This window comes from Streptomyces sp. NPDC093984 (assembly GCF_044764595.1).
In the GTDB taxonomy this organism is placed as follows: Bacteria; Actinomycetota; Actinomycetes; order Streptomycetales; family Streptomycetaceae; genus Streptomyces; species Streptomyces cynarae.
The window spans coordinates 247700-269103 of the sequence record NZ_JBIWIM010000005.1 but is presented as its reverse complement, the minus strand read 5'-3'; the positions used below and the strand labels follow the sequence as shown (position 1 = coordinate 269103).

Below are 21404 nucleotides of genomic sequence, written 5' to 3'. Positions count from 1 at the left end.
GATCATCGGTGTGTGAAGACTGAAGATCATGCGGTGGCCGCAGGTCACAGCGTAGACCCTGCCCGCTGGCAGGAGGCGTTCGAGGGCCTGATGAGCCGGATAGCGGGGCGGTTTGCGCGGGTCGAACCCCGGCGTCGAGCGAGGCAGTTGGTGCTCGGGCTGCTGTCGGACCTGCCGCGCAAGAACTGCTGGACCACCGCCGAGTGGGCCGGGGAGGCCACCCCGGACGGCATGCAGCACCTGCTCGGCCGGGCCAATTGGGAAGCCGACCAGGTACGCGACGACCTGCGCGAGTACGTGGTGGAGCACCTGCACGACGACCAGGCGGTGCTGGTGGTCGACGAGACCGGGGACGTGAAGAAGGGCACCGGCACGGTCGGCGTCCAGCGCCAGTACACCGGCACCGCGGGCAGGATCGAGAACGCTCAGGTCGCCGTCTACCTGGTCTACACCGGCCGGCGCGGGCACGCGGCAGTGGACCGGGAACTGTACGTCCCGCGCTCCTGGACCTCCGACCCCGACCGCTGCCGCGCCGCCGGGCTTGGCGGGGAGACTCCCTTCGCCACCAAACCGGAGCTGGCCGCCCGCATGGTCGTCCGGTTCCTGGACGCCGGCCATCAGGCCGCATGGGTCGCGGGCGACGAGGTCTACGGCGGCAACCCCAAGCTGCGAGACGCGCTGGAGAAACGCGGCACCGGCTACATCCTCGCGGTGGCCTGCTCGCACGAAGTCACCACCGGTGCGGGGAAGTTCCGTGCGGACACGCTGGCCAAGAAGGTGCCCAAACGGGCCTGGCAGAAGCTCTCCGCCGGGGCCGGAGCCAAGGGCCATCGCTTCTACGACTGGGCCGTCATCGACCTCGCCGACCCAAGGCCCGGCAGTCGCCAACTGCTGATCCGCCGCAACCGCAGCACCGGCGAACTCGCCTACTACCGCTGCTACTCGCCCACACCGGTGCCGCTGACCACGCTGGTGCGAGTCGCTGGATCAAGATGGCGAGTAGCGGAGTTCTTCCAATCCGGAAAGGGCCTGGCCGCCCTGGACGAGCATCAGGTCCGCCGCTACGCGTCCTGGTCCCGCTGGGTCACCCTGGGCATGCTCGCGCACGCCTTCCTCGCCATCGTCCGAGCAGACGAGCACGCCCGCCGTCCTGCACGAGACGCCCTCATACCGCTCACCTGCAACGAGATCCAACACCTTTTCATCGCCCTGGTCGTCCAACCCGTCCACGACGTTGCCCATCGGCTGGGCTGGTCCGCCTGGCGACGCCGCCACCAAGCCCGATCCCAGGCCAGCCACTACCAGCGACAAGCCGCCCAGGCATGAAGATCACGATCTACGGCTGGAGTACTAGCCGGTATTGCCGAGCGGCGAGGCCGCTTCGCGTGCGTCGATGAGCTCGTCCCAGTGCTCCGCTGCCCAGGTGCACGCTGCGGCCATCGGCACAAGGAGGCTGCGGCCGAGCGGGGTCAGTTCGTATTCGACCCGGCGCGCCGACTCGGCGTGGACCGTGCGTGTGACCAGGCCATCACGCTCCAGCGCACGGAGCGACTGCGTGAGTACCTTGGCAGTGATGCCGTGGAGCGGGATCCGCAGCTCCGAGAACCGCCGCGGTCCCTGTTCGAGGCAGCGGATGATCATCCCTGCCCATTTGTCGCCGAAGCGGATCGGTGAGAGATCGGACGGGCAGACCGGGTCGAACATGTCGGGATCCAGTGGCTCAGTCACCGCCCCACAGTAGCTGGTATCTCCTTGGTAACCAGGGCCTTCCCTATCGTCCGGGGAAGCGGTCGGCGTTCGGGCCCGGCCTGCGGATTCGAGGGGAAGCCATGAGCCAGATCATTGTCTTCGGTGCCGGCGGCAGGGCAGGCCGGGCCGCCGTCGCAGAGGCCCGCAGCCGTGGTCACCAGGTCACCGCAGTCGTGCGTGACCCGGCCAAGTACGCCGATCTGTTGGCTGTGGACGGCGTAAGGACCGTCGCGGGCGATGTCACCCACGCCCGCAGCGTCGCCCGGCTGTCCATCGGACATGATGCCGCGATCAGCACGGTCTACGATGCCGTCACGCAGCCCGAAGCCTTCTTCGCCAGCGCATCCCGTGCCCTCCTCGACGGCCTGGCGCAAGCCGGCGTGAACCGACTGGTGGGAGTCGGCCTGGCCTCGGTACTGGAGACCGCCTCCGGAGCCCTCCTTATGGACACACCTGGTTATCCCCAGGACTACCGTGCCTTCTACCTGGGACACGCGGCAGGAACGGAGGTGCTGCGCACCGTGACCACCGGATTGGACTGGCTGGTCCTCAGCCCGGCGGGCGACTTCGACCACGGCGGTGCCCGCACCGGCAGGTACCGGACGGCCCCGGCCGAGGCGACCAGCCGCATCTCCTACGCCGACTTCGCGATCGCGTTGCTCGACGAGATCGACAATCCGCAGCACCACCGCACGCACGTCGGCGTCGAGACCGGCTGATGGATAGGCAGGAGGAAATCGCCGACAGTCCGAACGAGTGGGTGGCGCAACACATCCGCGATTACCTCAAGACGAACGGCAAAGCCAGACCAGGCATGAACGACCTGCTCCTGACGACCCGCGGCCGCAAGTCCGGAAAACTGCGCCGCACGGCCCTGGTCTACGTGCCGGATGGCGACCGCTACATCCTCGCCGCTTCCAATGCGGGAGCCGATCAGCACCCAGCCTGGTACCTCAACCTGACCGCAAACCCTAACGTCACGGTCCAGATCGGCCCGGAAACCTTCCCCGCAGCCGCGAGAACCGCCACGCCCGACGAGAAACCGCGACTGTGGGAGCTCATTGTGGCGGCCCTTCCGTCTTACCAGGGCTACCAGGAGGCGACCAGCCGCGAGATCCCGGTAGTGATCATCGACCGCACGTACTGATCATCTGCGGTCCGCTGATCCGCTGAGACAGACACCACCTCGACGAGGCGCCTGGCCGGAGGAACACTCCACCCGGCCTCCGCCAGCACCTTCGTGATCACCACCGAGAGACAGCCGGACACCGTCCGGCAGCGGATCAATACCCGGCCAACCATCCGAGCCGAGCCACCACGGTCCCGAACTCCTGGATGACCTCGCTTTTCTGATGCAGCCACGGCTGGCTGCTCGTGGGATGGGAACCGGTGGTCATGACGTGCCTCCTGCGATGCGGTGCCGTGAATACGTGGCCGACGTTAGGGGCGGTAACGGGGGACGGGTTGCCCGGGAGCGCACGACGAGGTGCCGCTGAGCGCACCGAGTCGGTGGTGGGACCGGGGAGGGGTGACGGGGTGTCACTCGCTGCCGGCCGTGAGCCGGGCGACGACGCCGTCCAGGTCGATGTGACGGTGCTCGGTGCCCGGCGGCACCATCGTGTCGGTACGTCGCAGAAAGGCCGTGACCGCCCGGATCCCGACCTCGAGTACCGCCGCTCCGGTCCGCGTCCTGAGCAGGATGCGGAGTGCGTCCGGGTGGCACCGGTGCGGCGGGATCACCACCACCTCCCCGATCCCCGCGGACCGGCGAAGACCGTCCGTGAGGAGCGACCGGGCGAACACCCAGTCGACGGAGGGGGCGCCGGGGGCGCCCAGCGACAGACGGACGGCATACGGGTCGCTCACGTCGTAGCGGAGCTCGGCGGGGAGCGGTATCGGCGGTTCGTCGGCCACCGAGACGATGATCTCGGTCCTGTGGACGACCGACCTCTCGTCCGCGGTACCGGGGAGAGGGTGTCTCATGCCGCCCCCTGTCTGCGACTGTGCGTGCGGTTGCGTTCGTCAGCGCGGGATCTGACGGTGGATGGTGCCGATCACCGTAGGGCAGGCCCGGGGGAGCGTCTTGCCGAGGAGCGCACGGGGTGTGGTCCGAAGGAGAACCCCGTGCGGCACTTCGGTTCGGGCCGTGCGGCGCCCGTCACTCGTCGCCGTGGTCGGGGGTCCGCCGGGCGCGGCGGTGCTCGGTGGTCCAGTAGAGGAGTGCCAGGACCGGCAGGGCCGCACCGAGGACGGTGACCGCGCCCCAGCCGCCGGCGCGGTAGGCGATCGAGCCGAGCTGGGAGCCGAGGGCGCCGCCGAGGAAGAAGGTGGCGATGAAGGCACTGTTCAGACGCGCCCGGGCGCCCGGGTCGAGCTGGTAGACCGTGTGCTGGCCGAGGATCAGGGTGGTCTGGACGGCCATGTCGAGGACGACGGCGGCGAGGGCGAGCAACACGACGCTGTGCCCGCCGAACCCGGCGAGCGCGAAGGCCAGCGCGGCGGCGGCGAACGCGGCGCCGGTCATGCGCCGGGTCAGCCCGTGGTCGGCCCAGCGCCCGGCCAGCGGGGCGATGGCCGCGCCGGCGGCTCCGACGAGGGCGAAGATGCCGACGCCGACGGGGGAGTAGTGGAAGCGGGGGCCGGTGAGGACGTAGGAGACGGTGGTCCAGAAGGCGCTGAAGGCGCCGAACATCGCCGCCTGGTACAGGCCGCGGCGCAGCAGCGCGGGGTGCCTGCGCACCAGTGCGGCGGTGGAGCGCAGCACGTGGTGGTACGGGACGGTCGTGGTGGGGGCGTGCTGGGGCAGTGCGGCCCGAAGGGCCACGGCCAGGAGGGCCATCAGGACCGCGGAGCCGAGGTAGACGACGCGCCAGCCGGCGACGTCGGAGACCAGGCTGCTGAGGGTGCGGGAGAGCAGGATGCCGGTGAGCAGGCCGCTCATCACCCGGCCGACGATCCGGCCCCGGGCGTGGTCCGGGGCGAGGCTCGCGGCGAACGGGACCAGGATCTGGGCGACCACGGACGTGGCACCGCTGATCAGGGAGGCGGCCAGCAGCATCGGGAACCCGGTCGCGAGGCCGGCCGCCACCAGGGCGAGGGTGGTGACCGTCAGCAGGACGGTGATCAGGCCGCGCTTCTCCAGCCGGTCGCCGAGCGGCACCAGGAAGAGCATGCCGATCACATAACCGACCTGGGTGAGCGTGATCAGTGTGCCCGCGGTGGGCGTGCTGATGTGGAAGACGTCCCGCAGGGACGACAGCAGGGGCTGCGCGTAGTAGAGGTTGGCCACCGTCATGCCGGAGGCGACGGCCAGCAACGCGATCAGCCAGCCCGGCACACCGTGCGCGGGTGCGGCGCTGGTGACCTTGGACGGGGTCCGGACACCGGAGGACTGGGACACGGGGACCTTCTTCGGGACGGGGAGCCGGGCGGTACCGGCTCGGAAGGACGCCTGGCGGTGATCGAGCAGCTTCCTCGGTGCTTTCACGGGGGCGTCAGCGTTCGGCCGCCTCGTTTGCTTCCCCATCCGTCGTGATGGTTCCGGATGGCGGCCATCTTGTTCGGAGATGGCCGCCAGTGAGAACCGTCGACCGCGCCTAAGGGCGGCGTACCGGATGCCCGCTCATGACCGAGACCCGGTTGAAGGCGTTGATGGTGACCGCCACCCAGATCACGGCGGAGATCTGGTCGTCGGTGAGGACCTCCCGGGCGGTGCCGTACGCGGCCTCCTGCGCGGCGGTGTCGGCGGGGTCCGTGGTCGCCTCGGCGAGCGCGAGTGCCGCGCGTTCGTCCGGCGTGAACAGTTCGGTGTCCCGCCAGGCCGCCAGCACGCCGAGGCGTTGCGGGGTCTCACCCGCGCGCAGGGCGGCGTTCGTGTGTACGTTGAGGCAGTACGCGCAGCCGTTCATCTGCGACACGCGCAGATTGACCAGTTCCACGAGCGTCCGGTCGAGCCCCGCCTCGGCGGCGACCGCCCGCACGGCTTCGGAGGCCCGCACCAGCGCCTGATAGGCGGCCGGGCTCTGCTTGTCGATGAAGATCCGCCGGATCGCGGACCCGGTCGTGTGGGTGCTCAACCTGGGACTCCTTCGGGGGCCGGTGAGGGCTCCCTCATCTGTTGGTGTGCGCGGTGCCGTCGCCCTATGATCGGGCATGGTAGTTGAATATAGAACGATTAGCGGGCTGGGAGGCGGTCCACGGTGAGCAATGTCGAAACGAAACCGATGGAGCTGCGGTGCGGCGCATCGGTGGACGGTGAGCGTCCGGCCACGACGCCACGGGTCGACGTACTGACCCCACGCGATGTGCCCCTGGGTGGCCCGCGGGCGATGACCGTGCGGCGCACCCTGCCACAGCGTGCCCGGACCCTGATCGGGGCCTGGTGCTTCGCGGACCACTACGGGCCCGACGACGTCTCCGAGTCGGGCGGCATGGACGTCGCCCCGCATCCCCACACCGGGCTGCAGACGGTGAGCTGGCTGTTCAGCGGCGAGATCGAGCACCGGGACAGCCTGGGCAGCCACGCGTTCGTACGGCCGGGTGAGCTGAACCTCATGACGGGCGGGTACGGCATCAGCCACTCCGAGGTCTCCACCCCCCGGACCACGATCCTGCACGGCGTCCAGCTCTGGGTGGCGCTGCCGGACGAACACCGCGACACCGCCCGGGACTTCCAGCACCACGTCCCGGAGCCCGTGCGGATCGACGGGGCCGAGATCAGGGTCTTCCTGGGCTCCCTCGCCGGAGCCACCTCGCCGGTGCGGACCTTCAGCCCCCTGCTCGGCGCCGAGATCGTCCTCGAGCCCCACGCGACCGTCACGCTCGCCGTGGACCCCGGCTTCGAACACGGTCTCCTCGTCGACCAGGGTGATGTCCGCCTCGCCGATGCCCTGCTGCACCGCGCGGAGTTGGGCTATGCGCACCCGGGCATCGACACGCTGACGCTGACGAACGAGTCGGACGACATCGCACGGACGGTGCTGCTCGGCGGAACTCCCTTCGAGGAGGAGATCGTCATGTGGTGGAACTTCATCGGGCGGAGCCACGCGGACATTGCGAAGGCCCGGGAGGAATGGCAGAACTCCTCGGACCGCTTCGGCGTCGTGGAAGGATATGCGGGAAACCGCCTTCCCGCCCCCGCCCTGCCGAACGCCGTCATCACGCCGCGCAGAAATCCGTCGCGTCACTGAACCCCACGCTGAAAGGCATCCCATGAGCCAGTCTTCCGCCGCTCCCGTCGTCGAGCGGATAGACGCGAAGAACCGCTACGAGATCCTGGTCGACGGCACGCGCGCCGGGCTGACCGCCTACCGCGACCGCGGTGACCAGCGGGTCTTCTACCACACGGAGGTCGACGACGCCTTCGCCGGTCAGGGCCTGGCCTCGCAGCTGGTCCAGCAGGCGCTCACCGACGTGCGCGCCTCGGGGAAGCGGATCGTGCCCGTCTGCCCCTATGTGGCCAAGTTCCTGAAGAAGCACGAGGAGTTCGCCGACATCACCGAACCGGTGACGCCCGACGTCCTGCGCTGGCTGGACACGGAACTGGGCTGACGACCCGCGCACCCGGCCCGGCCGCCGCTCACTGCGGCCGGGTGTGCGAGCAGCGCACCGCCTCTGTCCCCACAGTGCACGATGGCGACCCTTGGCTCGCCTTTCCGTTTCCACCGCGGTCAGTCTCACAGCAGTTGCATTTCCTCGCGTGGCGTTCCCTGTGAACGGCACGCGTTCGTGTTTTCGCGGGAATTGACCGGGCGAGAACCGTAATACGGTCAGCAGCATCAGCGGCCCTGCGTTCTCCCTGACGGCGGCCCCTTCACCCGACGGCCGGCGCGGACAGCACCGGTCGGTCACCGAAGGGTGCGCTGCCGGAACGGATCTCGTGCGCTGACGGTCAAGTGCCGCTCACCCGCGCTCACTGACGTCGTCCGGGCGCGACGCGGGCGCTGCCGTGCCCGCGTACGGCCGCGCCCGCCCCCGGGCAGGAATCCGAGGAGTGCCATGGCCAAGCAGACCATCGCCGAACAGTACGTCGACCTGATGGCCCGGGCCGGTGTACGCCGTATCTACGGGGTGGTCGGGGACAGCCTGAACCCGGTGGTCGACGCGGTCAGGCGGCACGACGCCGTCGAGTGGGTCCAGGCCCGCCACGAGGAGGTCGCGGCGTTCGCGGCCGGGGCGGAGGCGCAGCTCACCGGACGGCTGGCCGCCTGCGCGGGCTCCTGCGGACCCGGCAACCTCCATCTGATCAACGGCCTGTATGACGCCCACCGTTCGATGGCGCCGGTGCTCGCCCTGGCCGCACACATCCCCAGCGGGGAGATCGGCACGGGCTACTTCCAGGAGACGCACCCCGACAGGCTGTTCACCGAATGCAGCCACTACTCGGAGCTGATCTCCTTGCCCCGCCAGATGCCGCGCGTGGTGCAGACCGCCATCCAGCACGCCGTCGGCCGGCGCGGCGTCTCCGTCGTGGCTCTGCCCGGCGACACCGCCGGCGAGGACTCCCCTGGGCGACTTCCTCACACTCGTCCAGTACGGGCTGCCGGTGACGGTGGTCGTCTTCAACAACTCCTCCCTCGGCATGGTCGACCTGGAGATGATGGTCGACGGACTGCCCCCGCACGCCACGACCTACCCGCACACCGACTACGCGGCGATCGCCACCGCGGCCGGTGCACGCGGCATCCGGGTGGAGAAGCCCGCCGAGGTGCGTGACGCGCTGCGCGAGGCTTTCGCCCACGACGGACCGGCGTTGGTCGACGTCGTCACCGACCCCGCGGCGCTGGCCGTCCCGCCGAAGATCCAGCCGAGCAGATCAGCGGCTTCGCGCTGTCCGCGAGCCGGACGGTCCTGACCGGGGGCGTGGGACGCATGGTCCACCTGGCCCGGGCCAACCTGCGCAACATTCCCCGCCCGTGACACCGGGCGCCTGGGCCCGTTCCGACCGATCCGGCACGACGGGTCCCGAGTCGGCGGCGAAGGCCCCGGACTCCTATCTCTGCCCCCAGGTGCAAAGTAACGGTCAGAGCTTCGTGACCATGGTCTTCTTGGGCTGGCGGGGCACGGTCTTGGTCTTGTCGAGGTGTCCGTACACCGTCGAGCGGGCCACGCCAAACATGTCGGCGATCTGCTGGACCGTTTTCTCCCGCTCGTCGTAGAGCCGTTGGGCGAGCGCGGCCTGGTCCTGGGTGAGTCGGGGCCGGCGCCCACCCACCCGGCCGCGGGCACGTGCGGAGGCGAGCCCGTCGTTGGTGTTCGCCACGATCAGCTCGCGCTGGAGCTCGGCGAAGACCGACAGCATCCCGAACATCGCCCGGCCCTCCATGGTGGCGGTGTCGATGCCCTGCTCGATGACGTGCAACCCGATCCGGCGCTCGCGCAACTCGGCGCCGAGGGTCACCAGACGGCGCAGGTGGATGGGCTATTGCGCATCGTGCGGGCGGGGGTGCGGGGGGTGGTGGTGCTCGGTTAGGACGGTGAGCAGGCGGGTGAGTTCGTCCTGCTGGCCGGGGGTGAGGGGGGCGAGGAGTTCGCGCTGGGCGTCGGCGATGAGTGTATCGAGGCGCTCCAGGCGGCGGCGGCCGATGGTGGTGACGGTGATGACGTTGCGGCGGCGGTCGGCGGGGTCGGGTTCGCGGCGGATGCATTCGGAGTCGGCAAGCTCGTTGAGGACGGCGACCATGTCGCTGCGGTAGATGCCGGTGCGGCGGCTGAGTTCGGCCTGGCTGGCGGCGCCGGCCTCGGCGAGCGCGACCAGCACGGCGAAGTGCCACTTGCGAGCGCCTTCGGCTGCCAGGCGCTCGCTGACGAGCCGGTCGGCGACTACCGCGGCCCCGGCGATCAGGCGGCTGGGGATGGCGCGCAGCCGGGCCGGGGTGGGCTCGGGGGTCGGGCTCATGGGTGATCCTCCACCTCTTGTGTTAGTGCCACTAACAGTCTACCTTCGTTAGTGTCATAAACGTTTGGGCCACTAACGATCTCCCTGGAGTGAAGACCGTGATCAAGCCGTTCCGCATCGACGTCCCCCAGGCCGACCTCGACGACCTGGCCGACCGCCTCTCCCGCACCCGCTGGCCCAACGAAGTCGCCGACGCCGGGTGGGACTACGGCTTCCCGCTGGCGCGGCTGAAGGAGCTTGCCGAGTACTGGCGCACCGGCTACGACTGGCGTGCGCATGAGGCCAAGCTCAACGAGCTTCCGCACTTCACCACCGAGATCGACGGCCAGAACATTCACTTCGTCCACGTCCCGTCCTCGAGGCCGGACGCGCTCGCGCTGATCCTCACCCACGGCTGGCCCGGTTCGTTCCTGGAGTTCCTCGACGTGATCGAGCCGCTGTCGCGCGACTTCCACCTGGTGATTCCGTCCATCCCGGGTTACGGCTTCTCGGGGCCGACCCACCAGCGCGGCTGGGACATCGTCCACGTCGCGCAGGCCTGGGCCGAGCTGATGCGCCGTCTCGGCTACGAGCGCTACGGCGCGCAGGGCGGCGACTTCGGCGCGGGCATCTCCCTGGCGCTTGGCGCGGTGGCACCCGAGCAGGTCGTCGGGGTCCACGTCAACTACCTTCCGACCCGGCCGGACCCGGATGCCGACATCGAACTGTCCGAAACGGATGAAGCCCGGCTGGACAAGGTCAGGCAGCTGATGGCGAACCGTCCGCCGTACCAGGCCCTCCAGGCCCTCACCCCCCAGACCATCGGCTACGCGCTGACCGACTCGCCGGTCGGCCAACTGGTCTGGATCGCCGAGCGCTTCGCACAGTGGACCGACCCCCGCTCGCACATCAGTGACGACCGCATGCTCACCGACGTCTCGCTGTACTGGCTGACTGCCACCGCGGCCTCCTCGGCGCGGCTGCACCACGACACCCCGCGGGGGATCGAGCCGTGCCCGGTACCGGTCGGCGTGGCGGTGTTCCCGCACGACATCACGCAGTCGGTGCGACCTCTGGCCGAGCGGCTGTACGACATCAGGCACTGGTCGGAGTTCGAGCGCGGCGGCCACTTCGCCGCGATGGAGGTGCCGGAGCTGCTCGCCCAGGACGTCCAGGACTTCTTCCTCACCCGCATCAAGCACGACTAGCAGGTCGCCACCCGCTGAGAGGCACTGCGGGCCGCGGACTGCCGGGCCCCCGGGAGCTTCGCTGACCTGGCCCGGCAGAGGGGCGCAAGGCCGTCGACGAGGTGCAGTCCGGGGACATCGACAAGCCGGCGGTCGACGAGGAGTGGATCACCGTCTCCGGCGGTCCGACGGGCAGTGTCCGGGCGCGCATCGTCAAGCCCGCCGGGGCGACCGGAACGCTCCCGGTGATCATCTACATCCACGGCGCGGGCTGGGTCTTCGGCAACGCCCACACCCACGACCGCCTGGTGCGCGAACTCGCCGTCGGCGCGAACGCCGCCGTCGTCTTCCCCGAGTACGACCTGGAGGGGGGCGAGAGCCTCGGCGAGCTGCAGGGCCGCTTCCCCCTCTCACCGCTGGTGAGCAACCTGAAGGAGTGGACGTACCCCGCTCCGGGCGGCGGGGACGCGGTCGAGGTCACCATCGCCGAGGCGGCCTTCCCGTCGGTCTTCGCCGCCGACGTGCCGGCGGAGGTCACGAAGGTCCTCGCGGCGGCGCAGCGTCCGCTGGCCAGCGCGGCCTTCGAGGAGACGGCCTCCGCCGCCGCGTGGAAGACCAAGCCGTCCTGGGCGCTGGTCGCCGGCGCGGACGAGGCGATCAACCCGGACGTGGAGCGCTTCGGCGCGAAGCGGGCCGGCGCGACCGTCGTCGAGGTGGAGGGGGCGTCGCACGCGGTCGCCGTCTCGCGGCCCAAGGACGTCGCCGACCTGATCCGGGACGCTGTCCGCGCGACGAGCTGACCGCCGGCACGGACGGCCGCGCGGACGCACTCCCCGCACCGCGTCCGCGCGGCTTCACCGCGACCGAGTGGTGGGCCGGCCCCGGTCACCCGACACTGGAGAAATGACCGGGCCCAGTGACCTCGCACCGGCCGCAGACGGCAGTACGGACGGCACATGGGCGGCATCGGCCGCGTCGTCCGCATCGCGGGCATCGGCTGCACCGGCTTGGCCGGCACCAGTTGCACCGGCTTGGCCGGCATCGGCCGCATCGGCTCAGGAGACAACGCTGTGACTTCCTTCTCACCCGGCTTCAAGGGGCGCGAACGGCGCCTCGCGGACCGGCTGCCGCCCGGTCAGTACCCGACCGAGTCCTTCCCCGTGCTGTCGGCGGGCCCCACACCGAGGGTCCCCACCGAGACGTGGTCCTTCACCGTGACCACGGAGTTCGGCGCCACACACAGCTGGACCTGGGACGAGATGATGGCCCTGCCGCAGCAGGAGACGACCCACGACATCCACTGTGTGACGCGCTGGTCGAAGTTCGACACGCAGTGGCGGGGCGTCCCCGTCGACGCCTTCCTCGAGGACGTGGAGACGGCCGCGGACCACGCCGTCGTCAGCAGCTACGGCGGCTACACCACCAATCTCCCGCTGGAGGACCTCCTCGACGGCAAGGCGTGGATCGTCCACACCTACGACGGCTATCCGCTGTCCCCCGAGCACGGTGGCCCCGCGCGACTGCTCGTACCGCACCTGTACTTCTGGAAGTCGGCCAAGTGGGTGCGCGGACTGACACTCACGCACGAGGACGAGCCGGGCTTCTGGGAGAGCGTCGGGTACCACAACTACGGCGACCCGTGGCGCGAACAGCGCAACTGGGGCGACTGAGCATGGGCATCGCCTGGCGCCGCGCCCGGCTCCTCGAGCGCCACTCCCAGACCGCCACCGCCCGGTCCCTGGTCCTGACGGTGCCCGGCTGGCCCGGCCATCTGCCCGGCCAGCACGTCGACGTACGGCTCACCGCCGACGACGGCTACCAGGCCGTACGCAGCTTCTCCCTGGCCGCGCCCGCCGACGGCGACCGCATCGAACTCGGCGTGCAGGCCGTGCCGGACGGGGAGGTCTCGCCCTACCTGGCCGACGATCTGCCGGTGGGTGCGGAGGTGGAGGTGCGCGGCCCGCTCGGCAACTGGTTCGTCTGGCGGGCCGAGCAGACAGAGCCGGCGCTCCTGGTCGCGGGCGGCTCCGGTGTCGTCCCCCTGACGGCCATGGTCCGCGCCCACCGCGCGGCACGCTCGCGCGGCCCCCTGCACATGCTGTACTCGGTCCGCAGCCCGGAGGACGTCTGGTACCGCGACGACCTGGCCGACGGCGACCCCTTCCTCGACGTCCGCATCGTGTACACACGGCAGGCCCCGCCCGGCAGCGCGCGTTCGCCCGGCCGCATCACACCGGCCGACCTGGACGAGGCGACGGCCAGACTGAAGCCGGCCAGTCCCGTGTACGTCTGCGGGTCCACCGACTTCGTGGAGGCTGTCGACAACCTGCTGATCGACAGGGGGCGGGACCCCGTCACGATCCGCACCGAGCGCTTCGGATGACCCACCGACCCCGACCGCACGGGAGGTCCTCATGGCAGACGCCACCACCCACCTCGACGGCAACTGCCTCGCCGGCCCGCTCTCGGAGATCCTCTCGGCGGAGCCCACCACGGCCTGGTGGCGGTGCCCGGAGTGCGCGCGGTCGGGCCCGCTCGCCGAACTCCACGTCTACGGCCCCGAACCGGGCCTGACCGCCCGCTGCCCCGGCTGCGCGCACATCGCCCTCCGCCTGGTCAGGGAGGGCGAACACATCTGGCTCACGATGGGCGGGGGCACCGGTGCGTTCCGCTTCTCCACCAGTTCGTAGCTGCCCCGCTCTTCCCCCCGAGCCGGCCCTGAGGATCCGCCAGGGACCGCCGTTGGGGTGCGACCCGGCGCAGTACGTGGGGGCGAAGCGAGTGAACGGTGTCGCTGGTGAAGCCTGTTCGTGGAGATGCCGCAGAAACTGCTGATGCGGTACCCCTCGGCACCTATCGTGTCCGTTATGCGTGCAATTACCGTCAACCGTTACGGTGGCCCGGAGACCCTGGAACTGGCCGAGACCGACGACCCCAAGGTCGGACCCGACTCGGTGCTCGTACGAGTGAAGGCCGCCGGGGTCAATCCGGTGGACTGGAAGATCGTCGCCGGTTATCTCGACCCGCTCATGTACGTCCACTTTCCCTTCGTGCCCGGATGGGACGTGGCGGGCGTCGTCGAGGCGGTCGGCCTGGACGTCCCGGAATTCTCGGTCGGCGACGAGGTCTTCGGGTACGTCCGCAAGGACGAAGTGCAGCACGGCACCTATGCCGAGCTCGTCGCCGCGCCCGTGCGTACCCTCGCCCGCAAGCCCGCGTCGCTGAGCTGGCAGCAGGCGGCCGGCGTCCCGCTGGCCGGGCTCACCGCCTGGCAGTCACTGGCCCGGGTGGGGGTCGCCGAGGGCGACACGGTCCTGGTCCACGCGGCGGCCGGCGGCGTCGGGTCCTTCGCCGTGCAGATCGCGGTGGCCAAGGGAGCCCGGGTGATCGGCACCGCCGGCGAACACAACCACGACTTCCTGCGCTCCCTGGGCGCGGAACCCGTCACCTACGGCGACGGCCTGGCCGACCGGGTACGGCAGCTGGCGCCGGAGGGCATCGACGCGGCAGTGGACTACGTCGGCGGTGACGCGGTCGCCGTCTCCGGGGAACTGCTGAAGGACCGCTCGCGCCTCGCGTCGATCGTCGACCCGGCGGTCACCGAGCACGGCGGACACCACGTGTGGGTCCGGCCCGACAGCGCGGACCTCGCGAAGCTCGCTCGACTCGCCGACGCCGGCAAGCTCGATGTCCACGTCGAGCACACCCTGCCGCTGGCCGAGGCCGCCGAGGCGTTCCGTCTCAGCATGAGCGGCCGGACCCGCGGCAAGATCGTGCTCGAGGTCGGCTGATCAGCGGCCCGGGGCATGGATCGCGGCAGCGCACGGGGACCGTCCCGAGGCTGCCGCGGCGGCTGCGCCGCACGACCTCCACCCGGCTCACAGCAGGGCCGTCCACGGATGGGCTTCCTTGCCCCGTCCAGGCGCGGAAGGGCGGCGTACCGAGCCCGTCCCCGACGGGGGACGCGGCGCGGTTCGCCGCTCTCGCCGTGACGCCGCACACTGGTTCATAGCCCGCTGAGGACCAGGCCGACCCGGTCCGAGGCTGGGGCGCTGACGCAGGCAACCGGAGACGGTTCGGGCCGTCTGGGCCATACGCAGACCGCGGTCACGCACCCGCTGCACGGGAACGGCGGGTGCGACGCACCCAGCGGAGGATTCCATGCACGTGGCTGTGATGGGGCAGGGCTACGTCGGAGTGACCGGTGCGGTGGAGCTGACCTTGCAGGGCCACCATGTCACCGGCCTCGAGCAGAACCCGGCCCGGCTCTGCGACCTGCGGGGAGGACGGGTCCCCTTCAGCGAGCCCGGGTTGCAGCAGGCGCTGTCGGCGGCCCTCGCCACCGGGCGGCTGTCGTTCGCCGGCGCACTCGAACCACCCCACCTGCACCAGCCCTTCGACGTCGTCCTCATCGCCGTGGGGACACCGCCCGACGGGCACGGATGGGTGGATCTCTCACAGGTCCGCACCGCCCTGGACGCCGTCCTCCGGCTACGGCCCGCCCCGCGTGTGGTGGCGGTGAAGTCCACCATCCCGCCGGGCACCAGCAACACCCTCGCGGCCGCCCACCCTGGGCTGAGGGAGCGCTACGTGCACAATCCGGAGTTCCTCAGCCAAGGCAGCGCGTTGCGGGACTGGGCCTGCCCCGCCCGGATCGTCGTCGGCCTGTGGTCGCACGATCTCCTTCCGGCACTCCGCGACCTCTACGCTGGCCCGGCCTGCGAGTGGGTCGTGACCAGCCCCACCGGCGCGGAGATCATCAAGTACGCCGCCAACGCCTTCCTGGCCACCAAGATCAGTTTCGGGAACGAGATCGCCCGCCTGTGCTGTCTGCCGGACGTCAACGTCGACCACGTCATGCGCGGCATCGGCGCCGACCCGCGCATCGGGCACGCCCTGCTGCAGCCCGGCCTGGGGTTCGGCGACCACTGCCTGCCCAAGGACACCGCCGCCCTGGCCCGCTGGGCGGCCACCCTGGACGTGCCCACTCCGCTGCTGGACGCCACCATCGCCGTCAACCGGGACCAGCCCCAGCTCGTCGTCCGGACGCTACAGAGCGCACTGGACGGACAACTGCCCGACGCGGTCGTCGCGGTGCTGGGGCTCCGCTACCAGCCCTGGAGCGACGACCTGCGCGCGGCCCCCAGCCGCAGCATCGTCCCCGCCCTGCTCGACCAGGCGGCCGAGGTCCGCGTCTGGGACCCGGCCACCGGCAAGGACGACATCGCCGCGCTGTTCCCCGGCACCCGCCCCGCGGACTGCCTGAGCGCCGCCGTCCGGGGAGCCCACGCGGCCGTCATCCTCACCGAGTGGCCGGACATCGTGGAAGCGGACTGGCGGATCCTGAGCGGCCTGCTCACCGAACCGCGTCTGATCGTGGACGGCAAGAACTGCCTACCGCCCCGGCAACTGCTGAGCCTGCCCGCCCGCTACCACTCGATCGGCTCCCGCCCACCCACCACCGGACCCACACCCCAGCCGGCCCTGAACGACCTGACCTGAGACCGTCCCGCCGCTACGGCTCCTCAAGGAGGGGCCGGCGACCGCGCGTACGCCCGAAGCTTCTCCGGCGTCATCACCCAGTAGACCCCGTCGACCCCGTCCCGTCCCGCGGTCACACTCAAGAAAGCGACGCGAGGCGCCGCGACGGGGCGTCAGGAGGGCCGTGCGGCTCGTCGGTCCTTGCGCCGCTCGAGTTCCTCGTCGTCGACGAGGGCGACCATGGGCCGGCCCGGTTCGCACAGCATGGTGACGACGAAGCGGAGCGGGGTGTCTTCCCTGTTGTTGCCGTCCTGGTAGTGGATGACGTCGCCGCCAGGCTCCCAGAACGTTTCCCCTGCCCGAACGACGCGTTCGGGTTCGCCCTCGATCTCGAAGCGCATCTCCCCTTCGAGCACGTACCCGAAAGCCGGGCCGGGGTGGCGGTGGGGAGGGGTGCCGGGGTCCCCGGGAGGGAGACCGCGGGCGTGCCGATCTTCCAGGTGCCACCGTTGCGGTCGGTGTACTCCTGGACGCGGTCGCGGGTGGTGAGGTCCTCGCCACCGATCCGACGACCGGCAAGACCTCCAAGGAGAAGGTCACCGACACGATCGAGGGCAGGGGCGCGAAGAAGCTCGTCAAGGTCACGATCGACACGGACGGCGACAAGGGCCTCTCGACGGACACCATCACGGCGACCGCGGGTCACCCCTTCTGGGTCCCGGACCTGAAGAAGTGGCTGAAGGCCGGCGACCTCAAGCCCGGCGAGTGGCTCCGCACCGGCTCGGGCACCGGCGTCAAGATCGAAGCAGTCAGCGCCTGGACCCAGCAGGCGGCGGTCTACAACCTGACGGTCGATACGGCTCACACCTACTATGTGGTGGCCGGGACCACCCAGGTCCTGGTGCACAACTGCGCCGTCAGCCCCCATTCGTTGGAGCGAACGGAACAGCTCGGCGGCACCTTCGATCGTCAACTGGTCGACGAGATCGCCGAAAGCATGAGCAACGACGGCTGGGTCGGAAAGCCCATCGAGGTCTTCGAGCACCTGAACCGGCGCTACATCATCAACGGCCACCACCGAGTCGCGGCGGCCAAGAAGGCGGGGATCGATGTCCCGTACCGGTCTCTCTCACTCGACGAGATCAAGGCATACAAGTATCGATCCGCCGATGAGGTGGTCTGGGCGTCCGTCGAAGTAGGCCCGGACTTCCCGGAGGAGCGGAGAGGACGGAGGCGTCGATGACCCAGCCGACCGCGGCTGCCGCCTGTGTGCATTCCTTCCTGCGGCATCGCAGACGCATCAGAAGGGCGCTGTTGGACAGCTACCCGCGGTTCGACACGCTCGGGCACGTCCTGGAGGCGGTCCGCGCCGGGGAACTGGAACGGAGGGGCGAGTCGGATGCCGGCTACTCGTACGCGGTCCATGGGCGCGGATGCCGGATGGTCGGACCCGACGGCGCTCAGATCGATGTGGACCTGCTCCTTGACGGGTCGGAGGCGTTCGACGCCTGGCGCCTGGCGGTTTTCGCGCGAAGCGTCGGCATGATCCCCGCCCCGTCCAGGGACGACCTTGTGCTGGCGTGCCGTGACATGGCGCGGGAGGGCATCCTCGACGAGCCCGAGTCAGGATGGTTCCGAGTCGTCGAATGACGAGATGACGAGTGACGGCTGGGTCGGGTATCCCATCGCGATGGGATACCCACCCAGACCGTGCGTCATCCTTCGCCATCATCCGTTCCGCGGAGGTGATGCGGCGGCCCCTGAAGCTGTCGGGCGTCCGTCTCGAGGACTACGAGTCAGGCGCGGGTCGGCCGGGTCATCGCCGCCCGCCCAGGCGCGGCCCATCCCGACGAGACCGGCCGGCGACAGCCATGGCTCGTGTGGTGCGAGGGCGTGCTCCGCGGGTTGGCTGAGCGTGAGGTCGAGCCAGGGGGAGATCAGGAGCGAGGCTCATCCGCTCCTCCGCAATAACGAATGCGTCAGCGTATCCGTATCTCTCCTCGGCAACGCCGGACGCCCCTCTCCCGGACGCTGGACCGTTGAACACACCGTCGGCCTGATTCATGCGGCGCCGCCGCCTCGCCGGTGAAGCCACCCCGACTGGCGCCAACCTGGCCTGGGCGATCGGCGCATTGCGGGCGATCACCGGCGCTCCACGCACGTTCGCGATGGCCTGACCTCTGGCGGCTGGACGGGGTCCGACCGTTCCGACTGTCACGGCGTGGAGAACCGGCCGGGCCCCGGAGGCGAGGGGCCGTCGGCGCGGACGCCGTTGGTGACTCGCAGGAACTCCAGCCTTTCCGCATCGGCGGAACCCGCGGCCACCGTGTAGACGATGAGGCGGATGTCGCTGCCTGGGACGGTGAGCACGTCGCAGTCGCATGTCACCTCGCCGACCTGGGGGTGCACGATGGTCTTGCGGGCCGAGACGTGGAGTCCGACCGCGCCCTCGTCCCACAGCCGGGTGAACTCCGCACTGGTGGAGTGCAGTTCCTCGACAAGGTCGATCAGGCCGCGGTCATGGGGGTAGTTGACCAGAGCCTGATGGCGGCTTGGAGGCCAGCATCGGTTTCGCGCTCGCGGCCACTCCCAGCCGCCGGCCCCGGGGGAGTCAACGATGTGGAGCAGGCTCGCTCACGCAGGCGTCTGGCTCAGCATCGTCTTCGCCGCGTCCCGGTCGACCGGTGAGGGTCGACCGGGACGTCGGGCTCAGGCGAGGTCGAACCGGTCGAGATTCATCACCTTGTTCCACGCTGCCACGAAGTCACGTACGAATTTCTCTCCCGCATCCTGGGACGCGTAGACCTCCGAGACGGCTCGGAGCTGGGAGTGCGCACCGAAGATCAGGTCGACGGCGGTGGCGGTCCACTTGACCTCGCCGGTGGCGCGATCCCGGCCTTCGAACACGTTCTCCTCCGTAGCCGACGCCTTCCACTCCGTGCGCATGTCGAGCAGGTTGACGAAGAAGTCGTTGGTCAAGACTCCCGGCCGGTGGGTGAAGACCCCGTGGGGGGACCCCTTGAAACCGGTGTTCAGGGCCCGCATGCCGCCGATCAGCACCGCCATCTCAGGAGCGGTCAGCGTCAGCAGGTTGGCGCGGTCCAGCATGAGGGTCTCCGGCGACAGCTTCTCGCCAGCCGGAAGGTAGTTGCGGAAGGCATCCGCCTTGGGCTCCAGCACGGCGAACGACGCCGCGTCGGTCTGCTCCTGCGAGGCGTCCGTACGCCCCGGTGCGAACGGCACCGTGACGTCGTGCCCGGCGTTCCGCGCGGCCTGCTCGACGGCCGCGCACCCGCCGAGGACGATCAGGTCGGCGAGGGAGACCCGCGTTCCGCCGGTCTGAGAGACGTTGAAGTCCTGCTGGATCCGCTCGAGCGTGCGCACCACCTCGGTCACCTCGGGGAGGTCGTTGAGCTCCCAGTCCTTCTGCGGCGCCAGCCGGATCCGTGCCCCGTTCGCCCCGCCGCGCTTGTCGGTGCCGCGGAAGCTTGCCGCCGATGCCCAGGCGGTGGTGACCAGCTGGGCGATGGAGAGGCCCGAGGCAAGGATCCTGCCCTTGAGGGCAGCGATGTCCTCGTCCCCGACCAGTTCGTGATCGACGTCGGGAACGGGGTCCTGCCACAGCTGCGGCTCCGGAATCCACGGGCCGAGGTAACGAGAGCGGGGTCCCATGTCGCGGTGCAGCAGTTTGTACCACGCCTTGGCGAACGCCACCGCGAGCTCGTCCGGGTTCTCGTGGAACCTCTTCGTGATCGGGCCGTAGACCGGGTCCACCTTCAGCGCGAGGTCCGTCGTCAGCATCATGGGGGCGTGCCGCTTCGACGGATCATGGGCGTCCCGTACGGCGTTCCTGGCCGCAGGATCCGACGGAGTCCACTGGTGGGCGCCGGCAGGGCTGCTCGTCAGCTCCCACTCGTACCCGTAGAGATTGTCCAAGTACCCGTTGTCCCACTTGGTCGGCTCGGTGGTCCATGCGCCCTCCAGACCACTGGTGAGCGTGTGGGGGCCCGTGCCGCTGCCGTATGTGTTCCGCCAGCCGAGGCCCTGCTGCTCGATGGGGGCGGCCTCGGGTTCCGGGCCGATATAACTGGCTTCGACCGCGCCATGACACTTGCCGAAGGTGTGGCCGCCGACGATGAGTGCGACTGTCTCCTCGTCATTCATCGCCATGCGCGCGAACGTCTCCCGAATGTCCCGGGCGGCAGCCATCGGGTCCGGGTTTCCGTTGGGCCCCTCCGGATTGACGTAGATCAGTCCCATCTGCACGGCGGCGAAAGGACCGGTGAGTTCCCTGTCGCCGCTGTAGCGCTCATCTCCGAGCCATGTGTCCTCGGGCCCCCAGAAGATCTCCTCGGGTTCCCAGATGTCCTCTCGCCCGAAACCGAACCCGAACGTCTTGAATCCCATGGATTCCATGGCACAGTTTCCGGCGAAGACCAGAAGATCGGCCCAGGAGATCTTCCGGCCGTACTTTTGTTTGACCGGCCAAAGCAGACGGCGCGCCTTGTCCAGGCTCGCGTTGTCCGGCCAGCTGTTGAGGGGGGCGAAGCGCTGTGCGCCGCTTCCGCCACCGCCGCGGCCGTCCGCGATGCGGTACGTTCCCGCGGCATGCCAGCTCATCCGGATGAAGAGCGGCCCGTAGTGACCGTAGTCCGCAGGCCACCAGTCCTGGGATGTCGTCATCACCTCGAAGACGTCACGCTTCAGTGCGTCGACGTCGAGGGTCGCGAACTCTTTCGCGTAGTCGAAGTCCTCGTCCATCGGGCTGGATCGTGGCGAGTGCTGGTGGAGAACCTGAAGGTCCAGCTGATTCGGCCACCAGTCCCGGTTCGTCCTGGGCCGCCGAGTCGGTGTGGGCGTCGGTGAAGGGATTGCCGGATTCTCGCTTTCACTGCCGGACATGCCCGTCCTTCTTCCTGTCTCGGTGTTCTGCCTGCCGGTTGCCGCTCTTGACGTCGTTGGCTCTGTTGGTGTCGAGCCCGTCGACCCACACAATCAGCGCGCCACGGCGCCCACCGGCTGGAAAATGTGCTGTGCCGCGTCCGTATGGTCGCGCACCGCAGACCACACCTCTATGAAACACGCAGAGCACCCCGCATGACAGACGTGAG

The 21404-nt window shown here is 69.8% G+C and carries 22 protein-coding genes and 2 pseudogenes; 15 read left to right on the top strand and 9 right to left on the bottom strand.

Annotation, left to right across the window (positions count from 1 at the left end):
* Positions 1-90 precede the first annotated feature (90 nt).
* The gene (locus ACIRC0_RS20685; RefSeq protein ID WP_403617935.1) at positions 91-1326 is read left to right on the top strand and encodes an IS701 family transposase; all 1236 of its coding nucleotides are present in this window, start codon (positions 91-93) and stop codon (positions 1324-1326) included.
* Positions 1327-1350: 24 nt separating this feature from the next.
* Here the strand turns inward: ACIRC0_RS20685 and ACIRC0_RS20680 are convergent, their stop codons facing one another.
* Positions 1351-1728 (bottom strand): winged helix-turn-helix transcriptional regulator, encoded by a 378-nt coding sequence (locus ACIRC0_RS20680; RefSeq protein ID WP_403617583.1) that lies wholly within the window; start codon positions 1726-1728, stop codon positions 1351-1353.
* A 101-nt stretch (positions 1729-1829) separates the two neighbouring features.
* On the opposite strand from ACIRC0_RS20680, the gene ACIRC0_RS20675 reads away from it, so the two are divergent.
* Together ACIRC0_RS20675 and ACIRC0_RS20670 are read left to right on the top strand one after the other, a co-directional pair.
* Positions 1830-2468 carry an NAD(P)-dependent oxidoreductase gene (locus tag ACIRC0_RS20675; protein ID WP_403617582.1) on the top strand — a complete coding sequence of 213 codons (639 nt, stop codon included), beginning with the start codon at positions 1830-1832 and terminating at the stop codon, positions 2466-2468.
* Positions 2468-2896: a nitroreductase family deazaflavin-dependent oxidoreductase gene (locus ACIRC0_RS20670; RefSeq protein WP_403617581.1), complete on the top strand. Its 429-nt coding sequence runs from the start codon at positions 2468-2470 to the stop codon at positions 2894-2896. The genes ACIRC0_RS20675 and ACIRC0_RS20670 overlap by 1 nt, the downstream gene beginning before the upstream one ends.
* 392 nt (positions 2897-3288) lie before the next feature.
* Here the strand turns inward: ACIRC0_RS20670 and ACIRC0_RS20665 are convergent, their stop codons facing one another.
* The 3 genes from ACIRC0_RS20665 to ACIRC0_RS20655 form a co-directional block, all read right to left on the bottom strand.
* Positions 3289-3732, bottom strand: a complete 444-nt coding sequence (locus ACIRC0_RS20665; RefSeq protein WP_403617580.1) for an SsgA family sporulation/cell division regulator — start codon at positions 3730-3732, stop codon at positions 3289-3291.
* Between the two features lie 175 nt (positions 3733-3907).
* Positions 3908-5086 carry an MFS transporter gene (locus ACIRC0_RS20660; RefSeq protein WP_403617933.1) on the bottom strand — a complete coding sequence of 393 codons (1179 nt, stop codon included), beginning with the start codon at positions 5084-5086 and terminating at the stop codon, positions 3908-3910.
* 259 nt (positions 5087-5345) lie between these two features.
* Complete coding sequence (locus tag ACIRC0_RS20655; protein ID WP_403617579.1) at positions 5346-5825, bottom strand: carboxymuconolactone decarboxylase family protein; 480 nt, start codon at positions 5823-5825, stop codon at positions 5346-5348.
* Positions 5826-5948: 123 nt separating this feature from the next.
* On the opposite strand from ACIRC0_RS20655, the gene ACIRC0_RS20650 reads away from it, so the two are divergent.
* From ACIRC0_RS20650 to ACIRC0_RS20640, 3 genes and pseudogenes are all read left to right on the top strand, one after another.
* Positions 5949-6938: a pirin family protein gene (locus ACIRC0_RS20650; protein ID WP_403617578.1), complete on the top strand. Its 990-nt coding sequence runs from the start codon at positions 5949-5951 to the stop codon at positions 6936-6938.
* A 22-nt stretch (positions 6939-6960) separates the two neighbouring features.
* Entirely contained in the window at positions 6961-7299 is a 339-nt protein-coding gene (locus tag ACIRC0_RS20645) for a GNAT family N-acetyltransferase (RefSeq protein ID WP_403617577.1), read from the top strand.
* Between the two features lie 447 nt (positions 7300-7746).
* Positions 7747-8667 (top strand): annotated as a pseudogene (locus tag ACIRC0_RS20640) (thiamine pyrophosphate-binding protein).
* Between the two features lie 103 nt (positions 8668-8770).
* On the opposite strand, the gene ACIRC0_RS20635 reads toward ACIRC0_RS20640, so the two are convergent.
* Positions 8771-9148, bottom strand: a complete 378-nt coding sequence (locus tag ACIRC0_RS20635) for a recombinase family protein (RefSeq protein WP_403617576.1) — start codon at positions 9146-9148, stop codon at positions 8771-8773.
* A gap of 21 nt (positions 9149-9169) precedes the next feature.
* On the bottom strand, positions 9170-9646 hold the full coding sequence (locus tag ACIRC0_RS20630) for a MarR family winged helix-turn-helix transcriptional regulator (RefSeq protein WP_403617575.1): 477 nt from the start codon (positions 9644-9646) through the stop codon (positions 9170-9172).
* Between the two features lie 98 nt (positions 9647-9744).
* Between ACIRC0_RS20630 and ACIRC0_RS20625 the strand changes: the two genes are divergently transcribed.
* From ACIRC0_RS20625 to ACIRC0_RS20595, 7 genes are all read left to right on the top strand, one after another.
* Entirely contained in the window at positions 9745-10833 is a 1089-nt protein-coding gene (locus ACIRC0_RS20625; RefSeq protein WP_403617574.1) for an epoxide hydrolase family protein, read from the top strand.
* A 101-nt stretch (positions 10834-10934) separates the two neighbouring features.
* Complete coding sequence (locus tag ACIRC0_RS20620) at positions 10935-11612, top strand: alpha/beta hydrolase (protein ID WP_403617573.1); 678 nt, start codon at positions 10935-10937, stop codon at positions 11610-11612.
* Between the two features lie 270 nt (positions 11613-11882).
* Positions 11883-12482, top strand: coding sequence for a sulfite oxidase-like oxidoreductase (locus tag ACIRC0_RS20615; RefSeq protein WP_403617931.1), 600 nt, complete (start codon positions 11883-11885; stop codon positions 12480-12482).
* Between the two features lie 2 nt (positions 12483-12484).
* Entirely contained in the window at positions 12485-13195 is a 711-nt protein-coding gene (locus tag ACIRC0_RS20610; protein WP_403617572.1) for an FAD-binding oxidoreductase, read from the top strand.
* 31 nt (positions 13196-13226) lie between these two features.
* A complete protein-coding gene (locus tag ACIRC0_RS20605) occupies positions 13227-13502 on the top strand; it encodes a DUF6510 family protein (RefSeq protein WP_403617571.1) in 276 nt (91 codons plus the stop codon).
* A gap of 177 nt (positions 13503-13679) precedes the next feature.
* The gene (locus ACIRC0_RS20600) at positions 13680-14603 is read left to right on the top strand and encodes an NADP-dependent oxidoreductase (protein ID WP_403617570.1); all 924 of its coding nucleotides are present in this window, start codon (positions 13680-13682) and stop codon (positions 14601-14603) included.
* A gap of 370 nt (positions 14604-14973) precedes the next feature.
* Complete coding sequence (locus tag ACIRC0_RS20595; RefSeq protein ID WP_403617569.1) at positions 14974-16314, top strand: UDP-glucose dehydrogenase family protein; 1341 nt, start codon at positions 14974-14976, stop codon at positions 16312-16314.
* A gap of 152 nt (positions 16315-16466) precedes the next feature.
* Here the strand turns inward: ACIRC0_RS20595 and ACIRC0_RS20590 are convergent.
* Positions 16467-16766, bottom strand: a pseudogene (locus ACIRC0_RS20590) (cupin domain-containing protein); the annotation flags it as partial.
* Between ACIRC0_RS20590 and ACIRC0_RS20585 the strand changes: the two are divergent.
* Both ACIRC0_RS20585 and ACIRC0_RS20580 read left to right on the top strand, forming a co-directional pair.
* Positions 16649-17536, top strand: coding sequence for a polymorphic toxin-type HINT domain-containing protein (locus tag ACIRC0_RS20585; RefSeq protein WP_403617929.1), 888 nt, complete (start codon positions 16649-16651; stop codon positions 17534-17536). The pseudogene ACIRC0_RS20590 and the gene ACIRC0_RS20585 sit on opposite strands and share 118 nt — an antisense overlap.
* Positions 17533-17943, top strand: coding sequence for a DUF6896 domain-containing protein (locus tag ACIRC0_RS20580; RefSeq protein WP_403617568.1), 411 nt, complete (start codon positions 17533-17535; stop codon positions 17941-17943). Before ACIRC0_RS20585 ends, ACIRC0_RS20580 begins: the two co-directional genes overlap by 4 nt.
* Before the next feature lie 564 nt (positions 17944-18507).
* Here the strand turns inward: ACIRC0_RS20580 and ACIRC0_RS20575 are convergent.
* Both ACIRC0_RS20575 and katG read right to left on the bottom strand, forming a co-directional pair.
* Complete coding sequence (locus tag ACIRC0_RS20575) at positions 18508-18831, bottom strand: hypothetical protein (RefSeq protein ID WP_403617927.1); 324 nt, start codon at positions 18829-18831, stop codon at positions 18508-18510.
* Between the two features lie 171 nt (positions 18832-19002).
* The gene (katG, locus tag ACIRC0_RS20570) at positions 19003-21195 is read right to left on the bottom strand and encodes a catalase/peroxidase HPI (protein ID WP_403617567.1); all 2193 of its coding nucleotides are present in this window, start codon (positions 21193-21195) and stop codon (positions 19003-19005) included.
* Between the last annotated feature and the right edge of the window lie 209 nt (positions 21196-21404).

Excerpts from the sequence above, each read along its gene's own strand:
- ACIRC0_RS20600 (WP_403617570.1), top strand. The coding sequence starts at position 13,680 with ATGCGTGCAATTACCGTCAACCGTTACGGTGGCCCGGAGACCCTGGAA.
- ACIRC0_RS20605 (WP_403617571.1), top strand. The coding sequence starts at position 13,227 with ATGGCAGACGCCACCACCCACCTCGACGGCAACTGCCTCGCCGGCCCG.
- katG (WP_403617567.1), bottom strand. The coding sequence starts at position 21,195 with ATGTCCGGCAGTGAAAGCGAGAATCCGGCAATCCCTTCACCGACGCCC.
- ACIRC0_RS20685 (WP_403617935.1), top strand. The coding sequence starts at position 91 with ATGAGCCGGATAGCGGGGCGGTTTGCGCGGGTCGAACCCCGGCGTCGA.
- ACIRC0_RS20665 (WP_403617580.1), bottom strand. The coding sequence starts at position 3,732 with ATGAGACACCCTCTCCCCGGTACCGCGGACGAGAGGTCGGTCGTCCAC.
- ACIRC0_RS20675 (WP_403617582.1), top strand. The coding sequence starts at position 1,830 with ATGAGCCAGATCATTGTCTTCGGTGCCGGCGGCAGGGCAGGCCGGGCC.
- ACIRC0_RS20595 (WP_403617569.1), top strand. The coding sequence starts at position 14,974 with ATGCACGTGGCTGTGATGGGGCAGGGCTACGTCGGAGTGACCGGTGCG.
- ACIRC0_RS20580 (WP_403617568.1), top strand. The coding sequence starts at position 17,533 with ATGACCCAGCCGACCGCGGCTGCCGCCTGTGTGCATTCCTTCCTGCGG.
- ACIRC0_RS20645 (WP_403617577.1), top strand. The coding sequence starts at position 6,961 with ATGAGCCAGTCTTCCGCCGCTCCCGTCGTCGAGCGGATAGACGCGAAG.
- ACIRC0_RS20630 (WP_403617575.1), bottom strand. The coding sequence starts at position 9,646 with ATGAGCCCGACCCCCGAGCCCACCCCGGCCCGGCTGCGCGCCATCCCC.
- ACIRC0_RS20610 (WP_403617572.1), top strand. The coding sequence starts at position 12,485 with ATGGGCATCGCCTGGCGCCGCGCCCGGCTCCTCGAGCGCCACTCCCAG.
- ACIRC0_RS20670 (WP_403617581.1), top strand. The coding sequence starts at position 2,468 with ATGGATAGGCAGGAGGAAATCGCCGACAGTCCGAACGAGTGGGTGGCG.